At 29.9% G+C, this 23,361-nt stretch carries 18 protein-coding genes, 1 pseudogene and 1 riboswitch; of the genes and pseudogenes, 16 read left to right on the forward strand and 3 right to left on the reverse strand.

Going from position 1 to position 23,361, the window contains the following annotated elements; all coding sequences use genetic code 11:
* The first annotated feature begins 10 nt into the window (after window positions 1-10).
* Window positions 11-1,438: a 6-phospho-beta-glucosidase gene (locus Q3287_RS09790; protein ID WP_054277566.1), complete on the forward strand. Its 1,428-nt coding sequence runs from the start codon at window positions 11-13 to the stop codon at window positions 1,436-1,438.
* A gap of 361 nt (window positions 1,439-1,799) precedes the next feature.
* Here the strand turns inward: Q3287_RS09790 and Q3287_RS09795 are convergent, their stop codons facing one another.
* Window positions 1,800-2,348 (reverse strand): PadR family transcriptional regulator, encoded by a 549-nt coding sequence (locus Q3287_RS09795; protein WP_054277565.1) that lies wholly within the window; start codon window positions 2,346-2,348, stop codon window positions 1,800-1,802.
* 191 nt (window positions 2,349-2,539) lie between these two features.
* Between Q3287_RS09795 and Q3287_RS09800 the strand changes: the two genes are divergently transcribed.
* The 4 genes from Q3287_RS09800 to Q3287_RS09815 all read left to right on the forward strand — a co-directional run bounded on the left by Q3287_RS09800 (window position 2,540) and on the right by Q3287_RS09815 (window position 9,313).
* Window positions 2,540-3,796 carry an OFA family MFS transporter gene (locus Q3287_RS09800; RefSeq protein ID WP_407811498.1) on the forward strand — a complete coding sequence of 419 codons (1,257 nt, stop codon included), beginning with the start codon at window positions 2,540-2,542 and terminating at the stop codon, window positions 3,794-3,796.
* An 18-nt stretch (window positions 3,797-3,814) separates the two neighbouring features.
* Window positions 3,815-5,770: an FAD-dependent oxidoreductase gene (locus tag Q3287_RS09805; protein WP_407964007.1), complete on the forward strand. Its 1,956-nt coding sequence runs from the start codon at window positions 3,815-3,817 to the stop codon at window positions 5,768-5,770.
* Window positions 5,771-6,695: 925 nt separating this feature from the next.
* Window positions 6,696-7,904, forward strand: a complete 1,209-nt coding sequence (locus Q3287_RS09810; RefSeq protein WP_054277562.1) for a hypothetical protein — start codon at window positions 6,696-6,698, stop codon at window positions 7,902-7,904.
* Window positions 7,905-7,933: 29 nt separating this feature from the next.
* A complete protein-coding gene (locus tag Q3287_RS09815) occupies window positions 7,934-9,313 on the forward strand; it encodes a M20 family metallopeptidase (RefSeq protein ID WP_407964008.1) in 1,380 nt (459 codons plus the stop codon).
* Window positions 9,314-9,477: 164 nt separating this feature from the next.
* On the opposite strand, the gene Q3287_RS09820 is transcribed toward Q3287_RS09815, so the two are convergent.
* Together Q3287_RS09820 and Q3287_RS09825 are read right to left on the reverse strand one after the other, a co-directional pair.
* Complete coding sequence (locus Q3287_RS09820) at window positions 9,478-10,803, reverse strand: hypothetical protein (RefSeq protein ID WP_407964009.1); 1,326 nt, start codon at window positions 10,801-10,803, stop codon at window positions 9,478-9,480.
* A 124-nt stretch (window positions 10,804-10,927) separates the two neighbouring features.
* A complete protein-coding gene (locus Q3287_RS09825) occupies window positions 10,928-11,104 on the reverse strand; it encodes a hypothetical protein (protein ID WP_407964010.1) in 177 nt (58 codons plus the stop codon).
* Between the two features lie 229 nt (window positions 11,105-11,333).
* Here Q3287_RS09825 and Q3287_RS09830 point away from each other — a divergent pair.
* The 11 genes and pseudogenes from Q3287_RS09830 to gatY all read left to right on the forward strand — a co-directional run.
* Window positions 11,334-11,516: pseudogene (locus Q3287_RS09830) on the forward strand (helix-turn-helix transcriptional regulator); the annotation flags it as partial.
* Between the two features lie 27 nt (window positions 11,517-11,543).
* Complete coding sequence (locus Q3287_RS09835) at window positions 11,544-11,759, forward strand: AbrB/MazE/SpoVT family DNA-binding domain-containing protein (protein WP_407964024.1); 216 nt, start codon at window positions 11,544-11,546, stop codon at window positions 11,757-11,759.
* 32 nt (window positions 11,760-11,791) lie between these two features.
* Window positions 11,792-12,967, forward strand: coding sequence for a macrolide family glycosyltransferase (locus tag Q3287_RS09840; RefSeq protein ID WP_407964011.1), 1,176 nt, complete (start codon window positions 11,792-11,794; stop codon window positions 12,965-12,967).
* A gap of 293 nt (window positions 12,968-13,260) precedes the next feature.
* On the forward strand, window positions 13,261-13,662 hold the full coding sequence (locus Q3287_RS09845) for a DUF3139 domain-containing protein (protein WP_407964012.1): 402 nt from the start codon (window positions 13,261-13,263) through the stop codon (window positions 13,660-13,662).
* 313 nt (window positions 13,663-13,975) lie between these two features.
* Window positions 13,976-14,155, forward strand: a riboswitch (Lysine riboswitch).
* Between the two features lie 146 nt (window positions 14,156-14,301).
* Window positions 14,302-15,693: a YfcC family protein gene (locus Q3287_RS09850; protein ID WP_054271585.1), complete on the forward strand. Its 1,392-nt coding sequence runs from the start codon at window positions 14,302-14,304 to the stop codon at window positions 15,691-15,693.
* 13 nt (window positions 15,694-15,706) lie between these two features.
* Complete coding sequence (locus Q3287_RS09855) at window positions 15,707-16,894, forward strand: M20 family metallopeptidase (protein WP_054277543.1); 1,188 nt, start codon at window positions 15,707-15,709, stop codon at window positions 16,892-16,894.
* 95 nt (window positions 16,895-16,989) lie between these two features.
* Window positions 16,990-18,150, forward strand: coding sequence for a glycerate kinase (locus tag Q3287_RS09860; protein ID WP_054277542.1), 1,161 nt, complete (start codon window positions 16,990-16,992; stop codon window positions 18,148-18,150).
* Window positions 18,151-18,404: 254 nt separating this feature from the next.
* On the forward strand, window positions 18,405-19,157 hold the full coding sequence (locus Q3287_RS09865; RefSeq protein WP_054271582.1) for a MurR/RpiR family transcriptional regulator: 753 nt from the start codon (window positions 18,405-18,407) through the stop codon (window positions 19,155-19,157).
* 101 nt (window positions 19,158-19,258) lie between these two features.
* Window positions 19,259-20,179, forward strand: coding sequence for a 1-phosphofructokinase family hexose kinase (locus Q3287_RS09870; protein ID WP_054271581.1), 921 nt, complete (start codon window positions 19,259-19,261; stop codon window positions 20,177-20,179).
* A gap of 2 nt (window positions 20,180-20,181) precedes the next feature.
* Window positions 20,182-22,113 carry a fructose-specific PTS transporter subunit EIIC gene (locus tag Q3287_RS09875; protein ID WP_407964013.1) on the forward strand — a complete coding sequence of 644 codons (1,932 nt, stop codon included), beginning with the start codon at window positions 20,182-20,184 and terminating at the stop codon, window positions 22,111-22,113.
* A gap of 11 nt (window positions 22,114-22,124) precedes the next feature.
* Window positions 22,125-22,994: a tagatose-bisphosphate aldolase subunit GatY gene (gatY, locus tag Q3287_RS09880; protein WP_407964014.1), complete on the forward strand. Its 870-nt coding sequence runs from the start codon at window positions 22,125-22,127 to the stop codon at window positions 22,992-22,994.
* Window positions 22,995-23,361 lie beyond the last annotated feature (367 nt).

The following is a 23,361-nucleotide window of genomic DNA, read 5'->3' on the forward strand; positions in this document are numbered from 1 at the left end:
AGGCTTAACTATGAGTTTTAAAAAAGATTTTCTCTGGGGAGGAGCTACTGCTGCTAATCAATGTGAAGGTGGATATAATGAAGATGGAAGAGGTCTAGCAAATGTAGATGTATGTCCAACAGGAAAAGATAGAACAGCAGTTATTACAGGAAAATTAAAAATGTTTGATTTTGATGATGAACATTATTATCCAGCTCAAACTGGTATTGATATGTACCATAATTATAAAGAAGATATAAAGTTATTTGGTGAAATGGGATTTAAAGTATACAGAATGAGTATTGCATGGAGTAGAATATTCCCAAAAGGTGATGAAGAAACGCCAAATGAAAAGGGTCTTCAATTTTATGAAAATATATTTAATGAATGTAAAAAGTATAATATAGAACCATTAGTTACTATTACACATTTTGATTGTCCTATGCATTTAATTGAAAAGTATGGTGCATGGCGTAATCGAAAGATGATAGGTTTTTATGAGAAACTATGCAATGTAATCTTTAGAAGGTATAAAGGATTAGTGAAGTATTGGTTGACTTTTAATGAAATAAATATGATTTTGCATGCTCCATTTATGGGTGCTGGTATTTGTTTTGAAGAAGGAGAAGATGTTGAAAAGATAAAATATCAAGCTGCCCATCATGAACTTGTGGCTAGTGCAGTCGCAACTAAAATAGCACATGAAGTTGATGAAAATAACTCAGTTGGATGTATGTTTGCAGCTGGAAGTGTATATCCTTATAGTTGTAATCCTAATGATGTATGGGAAGCTACGAAGCTAGATAGAGAAAACTATTTTTTTATAGATGTACAATCTAGAGGAAAATATCCTAATTATGCCTTAAAGTATATGGAACAAAAAGGTATTACACCAGAGATGGAACCTGGTGATATTGAATTATTAAATAAACACACTGTAGATTTTATTGCATTCTCATACTATAATAGCCGTTGTGTTAGAACTGATAAAAGTGTAGATGATGTAGCTGAAGGAAATATATTTACATCTGCTAAAAATCCATATCTTTCATATAGTCAATGGGGATGGCCAATTGACCCACTAGGTCTAAGAATTACGTTAAATCATGTATATGATAGATATGAAAAGCCATTATTTATTGTAGAAAATGGATTAGGAGCTAAAGATATAGCTGATGAAAATGGTTACGTAGAAGATGATTATAGAATCGATTATTTAAGAGAACATATAAAAGCTATGTATGATGCAGTTTCTATAGATGGAGTAGATTTACTAGGATATACTATGTGGGGTCCTATTGATTTAGTAAGTGCTAGTACGGGTGAAATGGAAAAGCGTTATGGATTTATATATGTAGATAGAGATAATAGTGGTAATGGAAGTTTGAAAAGAAGTAAAAAGAAAAGTTTTGAATGGTATAAGAAAGTAATTGCTTCAAATGGTGAAGATTTAGATTAAATAAAAAAATATGAAACTAATAATGGGCATAATTTTTTAGTTTTGTGTCGACTATTTAAACTAGCAAAAATGAACTGGATAAATAACTTATAATTATTATGTTAGATTGATTGAGATGAAAATTCATTTTAATAGACATAAAAATTCATGAAAATAGAGTTAAATTAAAATGTACCCTATAGAGTAGATATATAATGTCTATTTTGTAGGGTATTTTTAAAGATTTAAAAGATGAAATAGATTAGTATGTTTATGACTATAATAATTAAAAGAATTAATGAGTACAAAAAAGATGGTTCCTACTCAATATAGGAATCATCTAATTAATATTGTATAGATTTAAAAAAATTATTTTTGATATTTATTTTTTACTTTGTTGTAGGCAAATATCTATACAATTACTTAGCCATTTAATTTGACCTTCTTCTCTTATAATCGCCCCATCTAATACAAGATAATCACCAAAATAATCATCATAAAAGTCAGGAATTTCAGCATAAGCATCTTTTTGGCTCATTAAAAATTCAAGTCTTTTACTATGCTGAATAAGTTGATGTTTAAGTAAATCAATTCTATTTTCTAAATCTAGATTATTGTAAAAATATACTCTCAGTCTAAACTTATTTTTAGGAGTAGGCTCCATTGGGATGTCTTTAGATAGCCAAGTTAAAAATTCATCCTTTCCTTTTTCTGTTATGTAGTAAACCTTTTTTTCTAACACATCACCACTAATTTCAACTTCATGAACTATTAAATCTTCATTAGTTAATTTTTTTAACTCTGGATAAATTTGACTATGTTTTGCACTCCAAAATTCATTTAGTTGAAAATTAAATTCTTTACTTAAATCGTATCCTGTCATAGGTTTTCTGTTTAATAGTCCTAATATTGCATATTTAAGGGTTCCCATATTTCACCTCTTTAGTTTTATTATCAATAAGTCTATTATATCATTATTTATAAAAAAATAGGTTAAATAAAAAAAAGATGTAAATACAAACATGTAATAAATTACATGTTTGTATTTACATGAAAACATTATTATGATAATATTAACCTAAATAAAAGGAATAGATTGAATTGTTTGGAGGGGAAAAAATAATGAACTATACTAAAAAAAGATGGATTATATTAATCGCAAGTTGTTTTATTAATTTGTGTATTGGGTCAATCTATGCATGGAGTGTATTTGCTACACCTATGGCAGAATACTTAAGTGGAATTAATGGAACAGCATTTACTGCAGGCACTTTAGCAATAGTATTCACAGTTACTAATTCAGTTGGACCCATAACTATGATTACTGGAGGTCGAATAAATGATAAGTTTGGACCTAAGAAAGTTATTTTTGTAGGCGGTCTTATATTTGGTATTGGTATGATTTTATCTGGATTTTCAAAAAGCTTACCAATGTTAGTATTAACATATGGAATCGTACTAGGTCTTGGAGTTGGAATGGTATATGGGTGTACAATAAGCAACTCTGTTAAATTTTTCCCAGATAAGCGTGGATTAGTAGGGGGAATAACAACTGCTGCTTATGGATTTAGTTCTGTAATTATACCACCAATAGCAAATAGCATAACTACTAGTTTTGGTATTACAACAGCATTTAAGTCAATTGGGATAGTATTTCTTATAGTTGTATGTGGAGCATCATTTTTTATTGAAAAATGTCCAGATGATTTTGTACCAGAAGGATGGACATCACCAGTTATGCAAGGGAAGCAGTCAAAAAATAAAAATTGGAGAGAAATGCTTTCTTCATCAATATTCTATGTGATGATTATTTTACTAACATGTGGAGCTTTTTATGGATTGATGTGTACATCCATGGCATCTGCTTTAGCACAAAATATGATAGGCATGACATCAGCAACAGCTGCAATGGCAGTTTCCGTTTTAGCTTTATTCAATACAGCAGGTCGTATTGTAGCAGGTTATATATCAGATAAGATAGGTAGAATAAATACCTTATCAATGGCATTTATAATTTCAATTGTAGGTTTATTTTGTTTATCAACTTCAGTACAAGGAGAAGTAGTGAAGTTTTACATAGGAATTTCTATTATAGGAGTATGTTTTGGGGCATTTATGGGGGTATTCCCAGGGTTTACAGTAGACCAGTTTGGTCCTAAAAATAATAGCGTTAATTATGGAATCATGTTTATAGGATTTGCATTTGCAGGATACATTGGACCTACAGTAATGAAAAATGTTTACGCAGTGGATGGTAATTATACAAGAGCATTCACAATAGGAATTGTTATGGCGATAATAGGCTTAGGATTAACCTTTGTTTATAGATTTGTAAATAATAAAGAAATATCAAAATATCAGAGCAAAAAAATAAGTTAATATGGAGGAGATAATATTATGAAAAGAAAATATCCAAATTTATGTAAACCAATTCAAATAGGAAATGTAATATTCAAAAATAGAATGTTTTCTGCACCAATGGGTGGAACAGATATAACAGCCGACTGTACAATAGGACCAAAGTCAACAACATTTTATGAATTAAGAGCAAAGGGTGGGGCTGGAGCTGTAACTATAAGTGAATGTATGGTTCATCCAGAGACTGATGGTTCACATGCGTATCACTTAGATTTAAAAATAGTTGATTCTTTAGCCAGTTTTACATATACAGCAGATGCTATAAGACGTCATGGTGCAATACCAAGTGTAGAACTATCACATTCTGGTCAATATGCAGGAACTTACCTAGTGGACAAAAACAAAAAGCAAGGTTTGTCACAGTATGGAGTAAGTCCAAGTACAAGAGCTGATGGTCTAGAAATAAAGGAATTAACTCAAGAATTAATAGATGATATAGTAAAGTCTTATGGAGAAGTTGCAGGTATTGCCAAAAGAGCTGGGTTTGAAATGATAATGGTTCATGGAGGACATGGATGGTTAATCAATCAATTCTTATCACCATACTTTAATAAAAGAACTGATAAATATGGAGGTACTTTAGAAAATAGGGTACGTTTTGCACAAGAAGTATTAGATAGTGTTCGTAAAGCTGTAGGTCCAGGATTCCCAATAGAATTTAGATTAAGTGGCTCTGAGTTATTTGAAGGTGGATATGATTTAGCTGAGGGTATTGAAATATCTAAGCTATTAGAGTCAAGAATTGACTTGCTTCATGTTTCAGCAGGAACATATCAAAGAGGGTTTGGAATAACACATCCATCTATGTTTGTACCTCATGGATGCAATGTTTATCTTGCAGCGGAAATCAAAAAACATGTAAGTGTACCAGTTGCAACTCTTGGCGGACTAAATGACCCAGCTCAAATGGAAGAGATAATAGCAAGTGGAAAAGCTGATGTAGTTGAAATGGCAAGAGCATTATTAGCAGACCACGAACTTCCAAAAAAGGTAATGTCAAATAGAGATGAGGATATAGTCAAGTGTTTAAGATGTTTCACTTGTATGGCTGAAAGAGCTGCAACTTCCACTAGAAGATGTACAGTAAATCCACTTATAGGTCGTGAAATAGAAGGTATGGAAATAACTCCAGTATTAAAACCTAAAAAAGTTTTAGTAGCAGGTGGAGGGCCAGGAGGATTAAAAGCAGCGATAACAGCAGCACAACGTGGTCATAAAGTAATACTTTGTGAAAAAGCAGATGCATTAGGTGGAATCTTAAAAGGAGAAAAAGCTATACCATTTAAATATGAAATGTATGAACTTGGAAATACTTTTAGCAAATTAGCAAAAGATGAAGGTGTAGAAATACGTCTAAATACAAAAGTTACTAAGGAGTATGTAGAAAAAGAAAATGTGGATGCCCTAATAATAGCAGTAGGTTCATCTCCATTAGTTCCTCCAATTCCAGGACTTGATGGCGATAATGTAGTAGTTGTAAACAATTATTATCTAGAAAGAGATAAGGTAGAAACTGTGAAAGAAATAATAGTACTTGGTGGAGGTCTTGCTGGATGTGAAACAGCGATACATTTAGCTAAAGAAGGTAAGAAGGTTCATATAGTGGAAATGAGAAGTGAACTTGCTCCAGATGCAAATATAAGACATCGTCCAATACTTTTAGATGAAATAGAAAAACAAGGTGTTGAAGTACATACAGAATTTAAAGGATTAAAAGTATCAGAGGAAGGCGTTCTTTGTGCTGATAAAAATGGTAATGAAATTTTAGTACCAGGAACACATGTTATATGTGCACTTGGACAGAGAGCTAATAGAAATATAGTAGAAGAGTTAATAGATTGTGCTCCATATGTAGCACAAATCGGTGATTGTGTACGTCCATCTACTATAACTACTGCAGTATATCAAGGATATCATGCAGCACTTGATATATAATATATGTGAAGTCAATTAAATAAAAAAATATTTAGGAAAAAGTTGACAGATTTACATATATAGCATACAGAATATAAAATTAAACGAAAAAGAGCTCTAATTATGGCGATGTAGTCATGATTTTGAGTATGTTACTAATTAGAATTTAGAACTCAAATATATATGTATAGAGAAACTCTCTATACATATATATTTGGGTCATTTTTATCAAAAGAAGATTAATATTTCTGATTATAAAAAAATGTCAGAATATATTGACAAAAATAAACTTTGAAATTATAATTTATATCAAGAATAGTATCATAATATGAAAGTTAGTACATTTAAAATTTAATAATTTTTTGTAGTTATTTTAGGAATAATTTAAGACTAGTAATAAACTATAATTTATCGATGATTTAATATGATAAATTACTTTGTTTCTTAAAATGTGATTTTCAAAGTTATTAGACAAAGTTTATTTTGAAGGGGGGAGAATAATATCAAATATAAGTTTAGGTTTAAACTTAAAGAAGACTTGGATTAAGATATCTTTTAACAATAGTAATAGATACGTTATTAATTTATATTAGATATTTTAGGAATAATTTAAGACGTATATAAAGTGTAAATATTATATCAATATTTAAATAAATATAAGTTTTCTAACATGTATATTAAAATTAAAGATAATTGTGGTACAATTCTACATTTATCTAATAATGCAGAGGCTTAAAGGTTCAAAAGAAATCTAGTAATTTAATAGTTTATAGCTAACATTTAAAAGATTAACTATAGATATATTTATTTAGGTATTTTGAGAATAATTTAAGACGCATGGAAATGTCAAGTTGTGCTATATGTAGTTAAAATTAACTACAGAATATACATTTTATAATTATTGTTTTATTGATAAAAAAATTATTATATTCAGGAGGAAACAACAATGGAAAATTTTTGGAATCCACTTACATGCTTTACTGTATGTGTAATGATTTATGCTTTTAGTGAGTTTTTATCTAAGAAAACAAAAGGTGCAATTTCGACATTGCTATTTGTGTGTATTATATTTTTATTGGGATTTTGGACAAATATTCTACCAAAAGACATTACAGGTGCATCAGGCATATTGGCTGCAATGAGTAACTTTGGCATAGCATTACTAATAACTAACTTAGGAACACTTATAAATCTTGAAGACTTATGTCGTGAATGGAAAACGGTTGTAATTGCATTAGTAGGGATTGTAGGCATAGCAGTTGGCTGTCTCACAGTGGGTAGTATGTTATTTGGGAGAGAGTATGCTTTAATAGCAGCACCTCCAATAGCAGGTTCTACTGTTGCTGGTATTATTGTAACAACTGTAGCAGAAGCAGCAAATAGACCTGAACTTGCAGCATTTGTAATTCTAGTATTATCATTTCAAAAATTCTTTGGTATTCCTATAACAACATATTGTATAAATAAAGAATTAAAATCTAAAAGAGATAAAGGTGATTTCTTAAAGGATGAAATAAAAAGTAATTTTAGACTTCCAAGTATGAAGATTTTTAAGGAAGATTCAAGTAAGAAATCATCCACTCTAGTATATCTTGCGAAACTTTCAATTGTAGCCATGATTGGTAATTTTGTAGGATTGGCAACTATAATACCTGGATTTACTCCTACAAACTATTATTTAAATCCCAATATAGCATGTTTGTTGGTAGGGTTAATTTTTACAAGGATAGGGTTTTTAGAAAAAGGGATTTTAGATAAATCTCAATCTAATGGAATTATAATGTTTGGTTGTATGCTGATGTTACCTGGAGGGCTTGCCAAGGTGACTCCAACAGCATTATTTGGTATGATTGTTCCGACTATAGGAATACTTGTTGTAGGTTCTGTATTTATAATACTATTTACTGCAACTGTGGGAAAAATGTTAGGATATTCTCCAAGAATGTCAGCTGCAATTGGGGTAACTTGTATGCTTGCATATCCGGCAACACAGATAATTTCTAATGAAGGTATTGATGCAATGGAAGGCTCTGAAGAAGAAAAGCAAAGAGCAACAGATTATTTATTACCAAAGATGATTATAGGAGGATTTGTTACTGTAACTATTGCCTCAGTGGCATTTGCTAGTATAATAGGTCCGCTTATATTTGGTTAATATGTAATAATTTATAGGGGGTAGAAGTAATGATAGGAAGTATATCTATAAGTGAGATAGATGATAAAAGATTTAAACTTGATGATTTGAGTAAGAAAATATGGAGAAATCCAGAAAAGGCATTTAAAGAGTTCAAAGCATGTGAAAATACAGCAAACTTTCTAAGATGCGAAGGATTTGATGTGGAAGTAGGAGTAGGAGGTCTAGCTACAGCTATTAAGGCAAGCTTTGGTTCAGGTAAACCAGTTATAGGTTTTATGGGAGAATTTGATGCACTACCTGGTTTAAATCAAAAAGTTTCAACAAAGCAAGAAGCATTTGAATTGGGAGGTTATGGTCATGGGTGTGGACATAATTTATTATGTACTGCACATGTAGGCGCAGTAGTAGGACTTAAAAGAGAAATGATAGAAAACAATTTAAGTGGGACTATAGTGTTTTATGCATGTCCAGGAGAAGAGCAATTAACAGGTAAAGGGTTTATGGCTAGAGGTGGCGCATTTGAAGGATTAGACTTAGCTATAAATTTCCATCCAAATAAGATTAGTGAAGCTACAATTGGTATATCAACAGCTGTTAACTCTGTAAAATTTCATTTTAAAGGAAGAACTGCACATGCTGGTTCAGACCCTCAAAATGGAAGAAGTGCTTTAGATGCTGTGGAACTTACTAACGTAGGAGCTAATTATTTGAGAGAACATGTTACTTCTGATGTAAGAATTCATTATACCATTACAGATGGAGGAGTAGCACCTAACATAGTTCCTGATAAAGCATCAGTATGGTATTATACAAGAGCTTTAAGTAGGGAAGCTGTGGAAAATACATATGAAAGACTTATAAAAGTAGCAAAAGGAGCTGCAATGATGACTGAGACTGAGGTTGAAGTGGAGTTTTTAGGAGGGTGTTATAATACTTTAAACAATCATGTCTTAGCAAATCTTGTGTCAGAATGTATGGATGATATTAAACAAGAGCCTTGGACTCAAGATGAATTGGACTTTGCAGCTGAGTTGGATAGACAAAGTCCTCAACAATATAGTGCTATGATAAGTAAATATAATTTGCCAGAAGGAACTCATCTATATTATGGTGGAGGAAATGTTACAAACTTCAATAGTTATGGGTCTACTGATATTGGAGATGTAATGCATATAGTTCCTACAGCATACTTTTTTACAGGATGCGCAAATCTAGGTGCTCCTGGGCATAGCTGGCAGTTTACAGCTTGTGCAGGGAGTTCTATTGGAGAAAAAGGTATGATATATGCAGCAAAAATTATGGCTATGTTTGGAGCTAAAATACTTAGCAATCCAGAAATAGCCAAAAAAGCAAAAGAAGAATTTGATAAATCTATGAATGGAAAAACATATAAGTGTCCTATTCCAGATGATATTCCAACTCCTTAAATGAGATATAAAGTTTAAAATATAATTTAACAAACAATAACATAAATTATTAATAAATATTACAAAAGGTATATCTTAAATCATAAATATAAGATATACCTTTTAAAAACTTATATAATTTTATTTACTGATTAATGATAAAATATTTTCTTATACACTATATTTTAATATTTATTTTCTGATATAAATAATTTGTATACTCTCTCAGGTCTACCTTTTGTTGAGTTCTGCTTCTCATATAATATGGTAGCATTTCCAGATTTCAAGAGACTACTTAAAAATCTATTGGCAGTTCTTACTGTTACATTTAAACATGAAGATAATTCCTTAGGAGTAACTTCATCTTTTTGTAGAATTTCAATAACAGATATAATTTTTTGAATAGTAAGAGTAGACAATTTAGAATCTTTGGCAATTGTATTTATGTGTGGAGTTACTTTATTTGAAACTGTAAGTAACTTATCACATAGTAAAGGCCCTATTGTCTCATAACTTTCATTAACTAAGAAACTGTAGTTTAAAGGATTTATTTTAGATTCCTTATTAGCATTTATGGCATTAGACATGGCTTGTTTTATGTTATTACCAATCCCATATCCAACGCATATTTTAAGGTTTATACTATTTTCAATAGATTCTTTTATATAACATGTAGTGAAATTTTTAGTTAATGATTTAATGGTCTCACATTTAGTAAAAATCTTAAAAGAGCTACTATCTTTCTCAATTATAAAATCAGTTAATTTATCTTTTTTTAGATTGTTTAATATTTTATAAATTTGGTCTATAGTATAATCATCATGGTTCGTATCTTTAACTGTTATATATATTATACCTGGTTGGTTTATCTTCATTCTATGTAAATTGATGTCTTTTATTAAGCTGTTAAAAGTATTTTTTAATAAATCTATGTCAGGATATATGAAATGAAAATTTACTCCTGCATCTTGTAGTATAGGAACAATACTACTAAAACGAGTAGTAGAAAAATCAATTTTACCTTCCTTCCATAAATCAATATGTTTTTTTGCAATACTTTTTTCAAGTTCTGCTATATCGTATAAACTCATTTTAGAGGCATTTTCATTAATACTACACATTAAGTCTCCAAATGTGCCATTTGATAGATAATATGATATGTCTTTTGGATTAACTGCCCAATCCATTAGGTCAAAGTATGCTCTAGAAAAATCTAATGTATTGTATTTAAAAATAAGTTTTAGAAACATATCATAATAACTTTGTAAATCAGTACCAAAATCAACTAAAGGTTTTTTTATAGTAGCAACTTTTTTTGTAATAGCTTCCTTAGGTATGGGTCCACTGACTGCGAATCCATCAAACTTATCCTCGATTTCTAGATATAAATCTCCAACATGAGAAAAGTTTTTATAAATATATATTTCAACTTCTGCATTGATATTTAATTTTTTTATAGAATTCTCTACAAATTCTTTTAAAAATTCAGTTGTTATGATTGCTATTTTCATATATTACTTCCTTTTCAATTATTATAGTTATTTATATAACTTTTACTTTTTTTATTCATGGCAAAACTATATTTCTTTGTACTATTATATATAATAATATCATGCTCAAATATTTATTGTCTAACTAATTATAATGTATTAAAAATGGGTGATAGACATCATTACTGAAAATCATCTCCATTATGGAAATCTTTGAAGTAGCTGTCACATAACGTTTTATAATTGCTAGTGTGACAGCCATAAGTTCATTTAAATTTCGTTTTAAAAATTCTGTAAAACAATTTTGTACTAGTAAAGCCATAATATTCTAATATATTACAAAAAGTCCCACTTGTACTTTTATAAATAGAAGATGACATTTTAGATAAATTAAAGATTGTATCTATTAATTATAAATTTTCTTATAATATATTTATTAAAGGGTAAATGTGTACAAGAGAAATGTATATCAATATATACATAAATGTTAAAATTAGTTGATAGAATTTAAATAATAAATTTAGTACGATAAATATAGGAGATATTAAAATATGCTTAATACAAATTTGAAAAGACTAAGAAAAATTCATCAGTATACGCAAGAGGATTTAGCTGAAAAACTTAATATATCTAGACAATCAGTAGCAAAATGGGAAAGTGGAGAATCCACTCCTGATATAGATAGTTGTATTAAACTTGCAAAATTGTACAATGTCAAACTAGATGATTTAGTCAATCATTCAGAAGAAAAAACAGGTATTATAATACCACCTAAAGGAAAATTTTTCTTTGGAGCTGTTGTAGTTGGAGAATGTGGTCAGATTGTTATTCCAAAAGAAGCAAGAGATATATTTAATATAAATACAGGAGATAAATTATTGATACTTGGAGATGAAGAAAGAGGACTAGGAATTGTTCATCAACATGATTTGGTAAATTTTATAGGTCATATGGGAGTAACAGATAAAGAAGAATAATTTTAAAAAAATTATAAAAGGATGGATAAAATATGAGTAAAATAGTTTTTTTCAGCATTCCTGCATATGGTCATACTAATCCAACCATTGAAGTAGTTCGTGAATTAGTAGATAGAGGGAATGAAGTATTGTATTATTCTTTTAATGAATTTAAAGATAAAATTGAAGATACTGGAGCAAAATTTATTAGTTGTGATAAATATCTCCCAGAATTACGTCCTGAAGATGAGAAAAAAATTGGCAAGGATTTCTCTGGGTTAATTGAGATGATAGCAGACACTACAATATCTTTAGATGAAAAAGTATGTAGAGAACTCAAAGTTTTTAATCCAGATTGTATTGTATCAGACTCATTAAGCTTTTGGGGAAAGTTATTTGCACAAAAACTTAATATTCCATATATATGCTCTACAACAACTTTTGCATTTAATAAACATACAGCAAAAATGATGAAGCAAAGTTTTATGGAAGTTGTTCATATGTTTTTTGGGATGAAATGTATTAATAAAAAAATAAAGCTCTTACAAAGAAAAGGATATTATGTAAAAAACTTTGTTTCTATGATTTCTAATGATAATGATACAAATACTATTGTATATACATCAAAAGAATTTCAGCCAATGTCAGAAACTTTTTCCAGTAAATATTCTTTTGTAGGGCCATCAGTATCAAAGTTGATTGTTAAGCCTAAAGATAAAAAGAGAAAACTTATATATATTTCACTTGGTACGATTAATAATAAAAATGTTGATTTTTATGAAAACTGTATAAAAGCATTTAAAGATTGTGATGTTGATATAATTATGTCTGTTGGTAGAGATACTGACATTAAAAGTTTAGGGAACATACCAAATAACTTTGAAGTTAAAAATAGTGTTGAACAGATTGCTATACTTCAAGAAGCTGATGTGTTTATCACTCATTGTGGTATGAATAGTGTAAATGAAAGTTTATATTATGGGGTACCTATGGTCTTATTTCCACAACATTCAGAGCAGAGAATGGTAGCTAATAGAGTTGCTTATTTAGGTGCAGGACTGATGTTAAAAGAAAATAGGTCAAAAAATATTAAAGATACTGTATTTAAAGTTATGAATGATAATGAATACAAAGAAGAGGCAATTAAACTATCAAAAAGCTTTTATAATGCAGGTGGTTCAAATAAGGCAGCTGATGTAATATTACAGCTTATAAAGTCATATTGCTGAATATATAAATTTAGAAGCTTAATATGATACTTATTATGTTAATTGAAATATTGCAATAGATATTTTAAAACAAATACTTGTGAAATTTTTATAATAATGAAATAAAACTACATTGAAAGTAGGAAATATATATACTACTTAATAAAAATACTGACAGTGGGGTCTTTTAACCGACCAGTTAGGGCATGTATATTGATACTAAATACGAGGGATGTTATATTTTAATAGAAAAATATAACATCTTTTTTTAGTGAATTATAATAGTTTTAAATAATAAAAGAAGGGGAATTAGCATGAGAAAATATAGAATTATTTTAGTAGTATTAATTATAGGTATTGTAGGTATAGCAGGAAGTGTTGTATATAATAACTATTTCAAACCATGGAAGGAGGCTGAGATATATATCAATAAATATATGGTAAAGCAAGGTATTTCGGAAGATGATATAAAGAGTATTACAAAAGAAAAAGCAAAGAAAGCAAGCTATAATGGAATACTGTATAGAGTAAATTATAAAGATGATTCACAATATGAATATCAGTATTTTTATAGTGATGATTATTATGCCCTATATGTAAATAAAGTTATGTTACAAATTTATAATGTAGAAAACAATAAGCTTCTAAAAAGTAGTGAAGAATTAAAAAGTGTTAAGTATCCACCAATTTATCTTAAAAAAGAATTGAATAAATAGTTGAGGATACAATAGAATGATTTTTATGGTAATCAATTATTAATAAACATCTAATAAAAATATCCAAAGATTCACTTAATAGAGAAAGTATAATTTGTTACATATAAAAACATATATCTTCAGACTTTAAAAAATTAGATATAAAAATATACTACATTCTTTGAATGTATGTGCAGATATAAAGTTTATTGATGTGGAAAATAAAATTTAATTCTAAGTATATTATATTGAAAATATTTACAATCTCGACATATTATGCTACAATTATTTACAATAAATAAAATTTAATAAGCATTACCTCATCTAATAAAAAGATTGAGGTAGAGGTTGCATTTACTAAGATTAGTATTGAAGAGGTTGGAAACCAATGAAGCAATATAAAAGGAGTAAGTGCCGAAGTGCTAGTGTCCAAAGCTAGTGCTGGGACTGTATTTAATAGGTACAGTACTGTCATCAAATTCATCCCGAATTTTGATGGAGAGCTATCTTAGATAAGATAAAGGGAAGATGTAGGTATATTGTATTTAGCACATTTAGCTCAACATGTATCCATGTTGAGCTTTTTTACATCTATACAAAATAGGATAGAAAAGGGATGCAATAATAAAATATTTTAATTTAAAAGTGGGGAGAATAAAAATGAGCAGTTTAAAAAAGAAGAGGTTTACTATGCCGCAGACACTTACTATAATATTCTTATTAATAGTAGTAATGGCAGTTCTTACTTGGATAGTACCAAGTGGAAATTTTGAAAGGGTAGATATAGACGGAAGGTCAGTTGTTGTAGCTGGAACTTATGAAAAAGCACCATCAAATCCACAAGGTATTACTGATGTATTTTCAGCTCCTATAAATGGATTTATAGATGCGGCTGAAGTAGTTGGATTTGTTTTGATAGTTGGAGGGGCTTTTGGAATAGTTAATAAAACAGGTGCAATAGAAGCCATTATAGCGCACACTGTAAATAAAATGAAGAAGTTTCAATTTTTAATAATACCTATATCTATGATTTTATTTGGTCTTGGTGGTACAACTTTTGGAATGAGTGAAGAAACATTACCTTTTTATATGATATTTATTCCACTTATGACCAGCATGGGATATGATTCATTAACCGCGGTGGCAACAGTATTTATAGGGGCAACAGCTGGATTTGGAGCGGCGACTACTAATCCTTTCTCTGTAGGAATAGCACAGGCATTGTCACAAATAGCACCAGGTTCTGGAATAGAGTTTAGAGTTGTTATGTTTATAATATATATGGCTATATCTATAGCATTTGTTATGATGTATGCTAATAAAGTAAAAAAAGACCCTAAAAAGTCTTTAGTACATGATATATCACTGAATCAAGAATCAATGGTTAATAGTGATACAAACATAAAAGAATTTACAAAAAGAGAAGCCATTGTAATAGCAATTTTCGTAATAGGTATGGGAATTATGATATTTGGTGTTTTAAAATTAGGATGGTATATAGCTGAAATTGCAATGATATTTACAGCCATAGGTATAATATCTGGAATAGCATCAGGGCTTAAGCAAGATGAAATAGTTAATTCATTTATAAGTGGAGCTGGAGATTTAATGACAGCAGGATTATGTATAGCATTTGCACGTGGAATCGTAATAATAGCAGAAAATGGATTTATAATAGATACAATTTTAAATTCTGCGGCAAATTTATTAAATGGATTACCAAAAACTATATTTATAAACTTAACTTTCTTAATAGAAGGATTAATAGCATTTTTAATACCATCAGCATCAGGGCTTGCATCACTTACAATACCTGTACTTGCACCACTTGGAGACTTAGTAGATGTATCTAGACAAATGATAGTTACAGCTTATCAATTTGGGATAGGTGTAACTAACTTAATAACACCTACATCAGGTGTTTTAATGGGAGCACTAGCAGTAGCTAATATCCCTTGGTCAAAGTGGGTTAGATTCATAGTTCCTCTAATGGTAGTATTAACAATTCTTGTAATGGTATTTTTGACAGTAGGATTATATCTAGGATTCTAATAGGAGGTAAGTTATGATAGAGAGTATAAAGAAAAGAGCTTATGAGATAGAGAATGAACTTGGAAAAGAAATTGAAGAAGTATGCGATTTTATATTCAACAACCCAGAGCTAGGAGATGAAGAATATATATCATCAAAATATTTAGTAGAGAAAATGAAGGAATATGGATTTGATACAACATATCCATACTGTAATATGGATACTGCTTTTAGAGCAGAGCTAGGAGATAGTGATGGTCCTACTATAGCATTTTTAGCTGAGTATGATGCACTTCCTGGATATGGAGAAGATAAAGAGCCAGGTCATGCTTGTGGTCATAACTGGATTGCAGCATCTACACTAGGAGCTTGTATAGTATTAAGCAAGTTAAAAGAAAGTTTTAAAGGAAAAATTGTATTAATAGGAACACCAGCTGAAGAAACAACAGGAGGAAAATGTGACTTAGTTAAAGCAGGAGCTTTTGATGATATTGATGTAAGCTATCAGATGCATATAGAAGCTTTTAATAATATAAACTGCAAAGCTTTAGCAATAGACTCATTAGAGTTTAGCTTTGAAGGTGTATCAGCACATGCGGCTAGTCATCCTCATATGGGAGTTAATGCATTGGATGCAGTACAACTTACTTTTGCTGGAATAAATGCTCTAAGACAACATGTAAAATCAGATGTTAGAATACATGGTATAGTTTCAAATGGAGGAGAAGCTCCAAATATAGTTCCAGAAAAAGCTGCTTGTAAGTTTTTCGTAAGAGCTGCTGAAAGAAGTTATTTAGATGAAGTTACTAAAAAAGTTATAAACTGTGCAAAAGGTGCAGAGTTAATGACAGGAGCTAAGCTATCTTATAGATACTTTGAAAATTCTTTTGACAATATAATAAATAATAAAGTACTTCAAAATATAACAAAAAATAATTTGATTGAAGCAGGTATAACAGATATACTAGAGGGAAAAGATGGACCAGTGGGTTCTACAGATATAGGTAATGTAAGTCAAGTTTGCCCTACTATGTATACAGAAATAGCTTTAGATATAAATCCAATGGTATATGTTCATGAAAAAGAATTTTTAAATTATGCAAATTCTACAGAAGCTTATGATAAACTTCATAAAGCAGTAAAGGCAATGGTGGGTTGTGCATTAGAAATTTATTTAGAAGATGGACTACTTGATGAGATTAAGAAAAATCACATAAATTAATTTAAAAATAAAACAAAGAGGTATTACTTGAAAATCGGTAATACCTCTTTTATTAATATTATAAAATCGTATATTAAAATAAGGAGTAGATAAATATGAAAATATTAATCTCTATAGATTCCTTTAAGGGGAGTTTATCCTCAATTGAAGCAGCAAATGCAATCAAAAAAGGGATATTAAAAGTTGAAAAAAATGCAAAAGTAAAGATACTACCACTTGCTGATGGTGGTGAAGGAACAGTAGATGCTTTAGTTCAAGGAATGAATGGGACAAAAGAAACTATAGAAGTTACTGGGCCAATAATTAAGAAAGTAAATGCGACATATGGATTATTAAAAGATACTAATACTGCAATAATAGAAATTGCTCAAGCATCAGGATTGACATTAGTCCCAACTGAACTTAGAAATCCTTTATACACTACAACTTATGGTGTTGGAGAAATAATAAAAGAAGCAATAAATAAGGGCTGTAGAAATTTTATAGTAGGATTAGGTGGAAGTGCTACCAATGATGCAGGAGTAGGTATGCTTCAAGCTTTAGGGTTTGAGTTTTATGATAAGAATAATAAATTAGTAGATTTAGGTGGAAAAGTTTTAAACAAAATAAGACACATAAAAATAGATAATAGACTAAAAGAATTAGATGAATGTAACTTTAAAATAGCTTGTGATGTAAACAATCCACTGTTTGGAGAAAATGGAGCTGGATACATATATGGACCTCAAAAAGGTGCAACACGAGAAATAATTGAAGAGTTAGATAATGGGCTTAGAAATTTTTCTAATGTAGTTAAAAATGATTTGGACAAAGATATAGCCAATGTAGAAGGGGTAGGAGCAGCAGGTGGATTAGGATTTGCCTTTTTAGGATTCTTAAATTCAAAGTTAGAATCTGGCATAAAAATAATATTAGAAGAAATTAAATTAGAGGATGAGTTGAAAGATGTAGACTTTGTAATAACAGGAGAAGGTAGATTGGATAAGCAAACTGCTATGGGCAAGGCACCAATAGGAGTTGCAAAATTGGCTAAAAAATATGGGATAAAAGTAATAGGTTTGGCTGGAGCAACAACAGAAGATGCAGTTAAGTGTAATGAAGACGGCATAGATGCTTATTTTTCTATAGTAAATAGAGCTATGACAATAGAAGAGGCTATGGATAAAAAAATTGCTAGTGATAATATGACTGCTACCACAATACAAATATTTAATCTCATAACTAGTGTACAACAGTTAGGAAATAAGTCATATTAAAAATAAGAGATGCTAGATAAAAAAGAAAGCTAATACACCTGAATATAGATTTTTTCAGTGGTATAGCCTGTTTATTTTTATTACAGAATATTATAATAAATTGAAGTACGAAATTATGATATTATAAATTTACATATATAGACATTGACTAAATCTTAATTGTGTATAAAAATAAGTAGTTAAGAGGGAATATATTATTTATATAATATTTGATAAAATTAGATAGACAAACTTAGATATAAGGAGAGAAAAATATGATAATTGAGCTAAACAAAAGTAATTCTGAAAATCTAACCAAGACAGAACTTGAAATAATTAAATTTATAAATGAAAATGAGTCGATATTACCAGAATTATCTATAGTAGAGATTGCTCATGAAACATATTCATCTCCAGCAACTGTTTCAAGGGCAATTAGAAAATGTGGTTTAAATGGATTTAATGAACTAAGGTATAGATTAACAGTAAAAGATGAAAATGATGATATACAAAATATGGGGGATATAATAAATAAATCTTTTATTGAAGCACAAAGGGTTATAGAACAAATATCTTTAACTACATTAATTAATATAATAAAAGCTATAAACGAGTCTAGTAAGATATATATTTTAGCAAGAGGACTTACTGAATATGTAGCAAAAGAGTTTAGTCTTAAATTGCAACTGCTCGATTTCAATGTGGTCTTTATAAATGACCCTAATATAATGAAAATAAAATCTAAATCAATAAAAAAAGATGAGCTTATAATTATTTTTTCATTGAATGGAAATACTGTGGAACTTGTAGAGTCAGCACAAAATGCCAATTTAGGAGGAGCTAAAGTTATAACATGTTGTTGTAGTGAAAATGCAAAACTTATAAAGTATTCAGATTTATATATTGTAGGATATAAGCATGAGCATATATCAATTTCTGAATATGAAGTATCATCTAGGTTACCCTTGTATATTATATCTAGGATAATTATAGACTATATGGTTAGGTATAATAATTCTGAGAATTAAATTGAAGAGTCTATGAAAATCGATTTTCTATTTGTGAAAAGATTTTCATAGACTTTTTTATTATAATGAAAATATACACAACAGAAGCAAGGGGGAAGACAATGATATATACATTAACTACTAATCCAGCAATAGACATGAATATATCTACTAATGGTATAAAAAGCAAATTAGTAAATCGTACATCTAATGCTATATATTCTCCTAATGGAAAAGGTCTAAATGTATCATTTGTACTAGGTCATTATGGTATAGAATCCAAAATATTAGGTTTTTTTGGAGGATTTTCAGGAAGATATATAGTTGAGGAAAGTGAAAAAAGAGGGTTTGATGTATTACCCACTTGGGTAGAAGATACGACTCGTATAAATATATTTTTAAATGATGGGAGTGACGAGTTTAAATTTGTTAACTCTGGGTCATATGTAGATGAAAAACAAAAGCTAGATATGTTGGAGAAGATAGAGTCTCTAGAAGATATAAGTCATCTATCGATAAGTGGGAGTCTACCACCTGGAATTGATGATAATTACTATGAAGAGATATTTAAAATTTGTAAAAATAAAAATATAAAAATAATACTGGATATAAGTTCACCAAAACTAAAGGAATTACTACAATATAATCCATATTTGATAAAGCCAAATGATGAAGAAATCAAAGATATATTTGGAATTATTGTAAGAGATGAAGAAGATATTAAAGATGTACTTAAGCTATTACACTTGAAAGGTGCTCAAAATATCTTGCTAACTCTAGGGGAAAAGGGTTCTTATTTTTATAATGGAAAATCGATTTATTATGCTAGTACTCAACCGGTTACAGTTGTTAGTTCTGCTTGTGCTGGAGATTCTGCATTGGCTGCTTTTTTGAGTATATGGTTAGAAAATCAAGAAGATATTGAAAATGCATTAAAAAGGTCATCAGCAACAGGTGCAAGTGTAGCTGAAAGTAATGGTATAGGTAATTTGGAGAATGTAGAAGATTATATAAAAAATATAAAAGTTAGAAAGGTGGTATAAAAATGGGTAAGAGGATGATTCTAGGTGTAACAGGTTGCCCAACTGGGATAGCTCATACTTTTATGGCAGAAGAAGCATTAAAAAAAGCTGCCAAAGAATTAGGTTGTGATATAAAAGTTGAAACGAATGGAGCTATAGGAGTAGAAAATAAACTAACAGCAAAAGATATTGAAATGGCAGATGCAATAATAGTGGCTTGTGATAAAAACGTCGATATGGATAGATTCAATGGAAAGCCAGTAATAGAAGTACCTGTCAAAGAAGGTATACACAAAGCTACTGAACTTATACAAAAATGTATTGATGAGAAAGCCCCTATTAGAAAAGGAAGTACATCAAGTAGCAAACTTAAAGAAGAAGGTAATTTATCATTTGGTCAAAAGTTATATAAGGACTTAATGAATGGTGTATCTCATATGTTACCTTTAGTAGTAGCAGGTGGAGTACTAACTGCCATATCATTTTTGTGGGGTATTTACTCATTTGACCCAAATTCAGAACAGTATAATCAGATAGCAGCTACATTAAAATCTGTTGGTGGATATTCTATGAATTTGATGGTTCCTGTATTAGCAGCATTTATAGCTCAATCTATATCAGGAAGACCTGGTATGTTAGCGGGTCTTGTTGGAGGAATGATATCCTTTGACACAGGTTCAGGATTTTTAGGTGGAATTATAGCAGGATTTTTAGCAGGTTACTTAGTAAATTTATTTGTACATATATTAAGAAAATTACCAAGACAGTTAGAAGGTCTTAAATCAATTTTTATAATCCCTATAGTCAGTGTAGGTTTTGTCGGTGTAGTTATGTTATTGCTTGGAGGGCCATGTTCAGCACTTAACAATGCTATGATGAACTTCCTTTCAGGATTACAAAATTCAAGTCCTATAATATTAGGAATCGTAATAGGTTGTATGTCAGCATTTGATATGGGAGGTCCAGTGAATAAAGCAGCATATGTAACTGGAACAATGCTTCTAGGACAAGGAAACTATTTATTTATGGCAGGTGTATCTGCAGCTTGTATAACACCACCATTAGTAATAGCAATAGCATCTACTTTATTTAAAAACAGATTTACAGAAGAAGATAGAGCAGCAGGGTTAATTAACTATATACTAGGTAGTACTCATATAACAGAAGGAGCAATACCTTTTGCAGCAAAGAATCCATTAAAAGTGTTGCCAGTACTTATGATTGGTTCATCAATATCAGCAATTTTAACTTATATAATGAAAATAGAGGTACCAGCTCCACATGGAGGATTTTTGGTTCTAGGATTAGTCAATAAGCCACTTTTATGGGTAGGGTGTATATTGGTAGGTTCATTAGTAGGAGCCATACTTTATATGGTGGTTACACCTAAAGTAGTAAATAACAAAACTACTACAGAAAATTCAACTGAAATTAAAAATGAAAATAGACATAAAAGCACAGATAACATTACAAGATTGGAAAACGTATCTAATGGCATAACTTTATATGATGAAGAAACAGTAGTTTTAAATGTTAAGGGAAAAAAGAAAGCAGATGTAATTGATGAGATGGTTGAAATACTTGATAAATCAGGTGTTCTTTCAGATAAGAATAAATTTAAAGAAGAAATTTATAAGAGAGAAGAAATATCGTCTACAGGTTTTGGGATGGGGATAGCTATACCACATGCAAAGACAGATGCAGTAAAAATACCACGTGTAGCAGTAGGCGTATCAAAAGAAGGATTTGATTTTGAATCAGAGGATGGAAGTTTAGTAAATATTATATTTATGATAGCAGCAACAGATAGTGATGATAATTTACACTTAAAGACACTGGCTCAGCTATCTTCAAAGTTAATGCACGAAGAATTTTTAAATGAGTTACTAAATAGTAAAACAAGTAGAGAAATAGTATCGAAATTAAATAATGAAGAAATCAGTATAAGTATATAGGAGGATGAATTATGGCATTAGTGACAACTAAACAAATATTATTAGATGCACAAGAAGGACATTATGCAGTAGGTGCATTTAATGTAGAAAATATGGAGATGGTTATGGCAGTAATAGATGCTGCTGAGGAACTTAAATCACCTGTAATACTACAAACGACACCTTCAACAATAAAGTATGCAGGGCTAGATTATTATTTAGCAAATGTAAAGGTAGCATCAGAAAAGGCAAGTATACCTGTAGCAATGCACTTAGACCACGGTTCAAGTTTTGAACTAGCTATGCAAGCACTTAGAGTTGGATATACTTCTATTATGATTGATGGTTCTCATGAAAGTTACGAAGACAATATTTCAATATCCAAATCTGTTGTAGATGCATGTATGCCTTCAGATATACCTGTTGAAGCTGAATTAGGTAAAGTTGGAGGTAAGGAAGACGACTTAGATGGTGGAGATGGTGGAGCATACACAGACCCACTAGAAGCAAAAGAGTTTGTAGAGAGAACAGGAGTATCATCTCTAGCAGTAGCAATAGGTACAGCACATGGTCTATATAAAGGAGAACCAAAGCTTGATTTAGATAGATTGTCCCAGATTAGAGAAGTGGTATCAGTTCCATTAGTGTTACATGGAGGGTCTGGAATACCAGATGAGATGATTAAAGAATCTATAAAAAGAGGAATTTGTAAGGTTAATTATGCAACAGAATTAAGGATTGCTTATAGTAATGGAGTTAAGGATGTACTTAATTCTGACCCAGAAGTGATTGACCCTAAGAAGTATGGTAAAAAAGGTTTAGATTCAGTTAAAGAGTTTGTTAAGAGTAGAATGGAAGTTTGTGGATGTGTAGGAAAAGCAGTAGGAACAGTAGAGTGTTAATAAAAGAAAATAATTTTATGAACATTTGAGATAAAGTTATATACAATTACAGAAAAATTAAAAAATAAAATAGAGAAGATTTAGTGTGTATTTATTTAACTAAATAACTAGTTCTTCAAGTATCTAGATAAATCTAGTTAAAAGATATTATACAAGTTTTAAAGTTACAATTGTATTATAATATATAGAGGATTCTGTATATAAGTCAAATAATCTTAACAAGTATAAAGAATAAATTTATAGTTTAATAGTAGATTAAAATAAACAATTGAATATGGATAACATAGAAATACAAAAAGAGATATTGAATGTTTCTGCAATATCTCTTTTTGAGTAATAAATTAGATAATTAAATTAATTTAAATAC

The sequence above is a fragment of the Clostridioides sp. GD02404 genome (assembly GCF_045898275.1).
Lineage (GTDB): Bacteria > Bacillota > Clostridia > Peptostreptococcales > Peptostreptococcaceae > Clostridioides > Clostridioides difficile_A.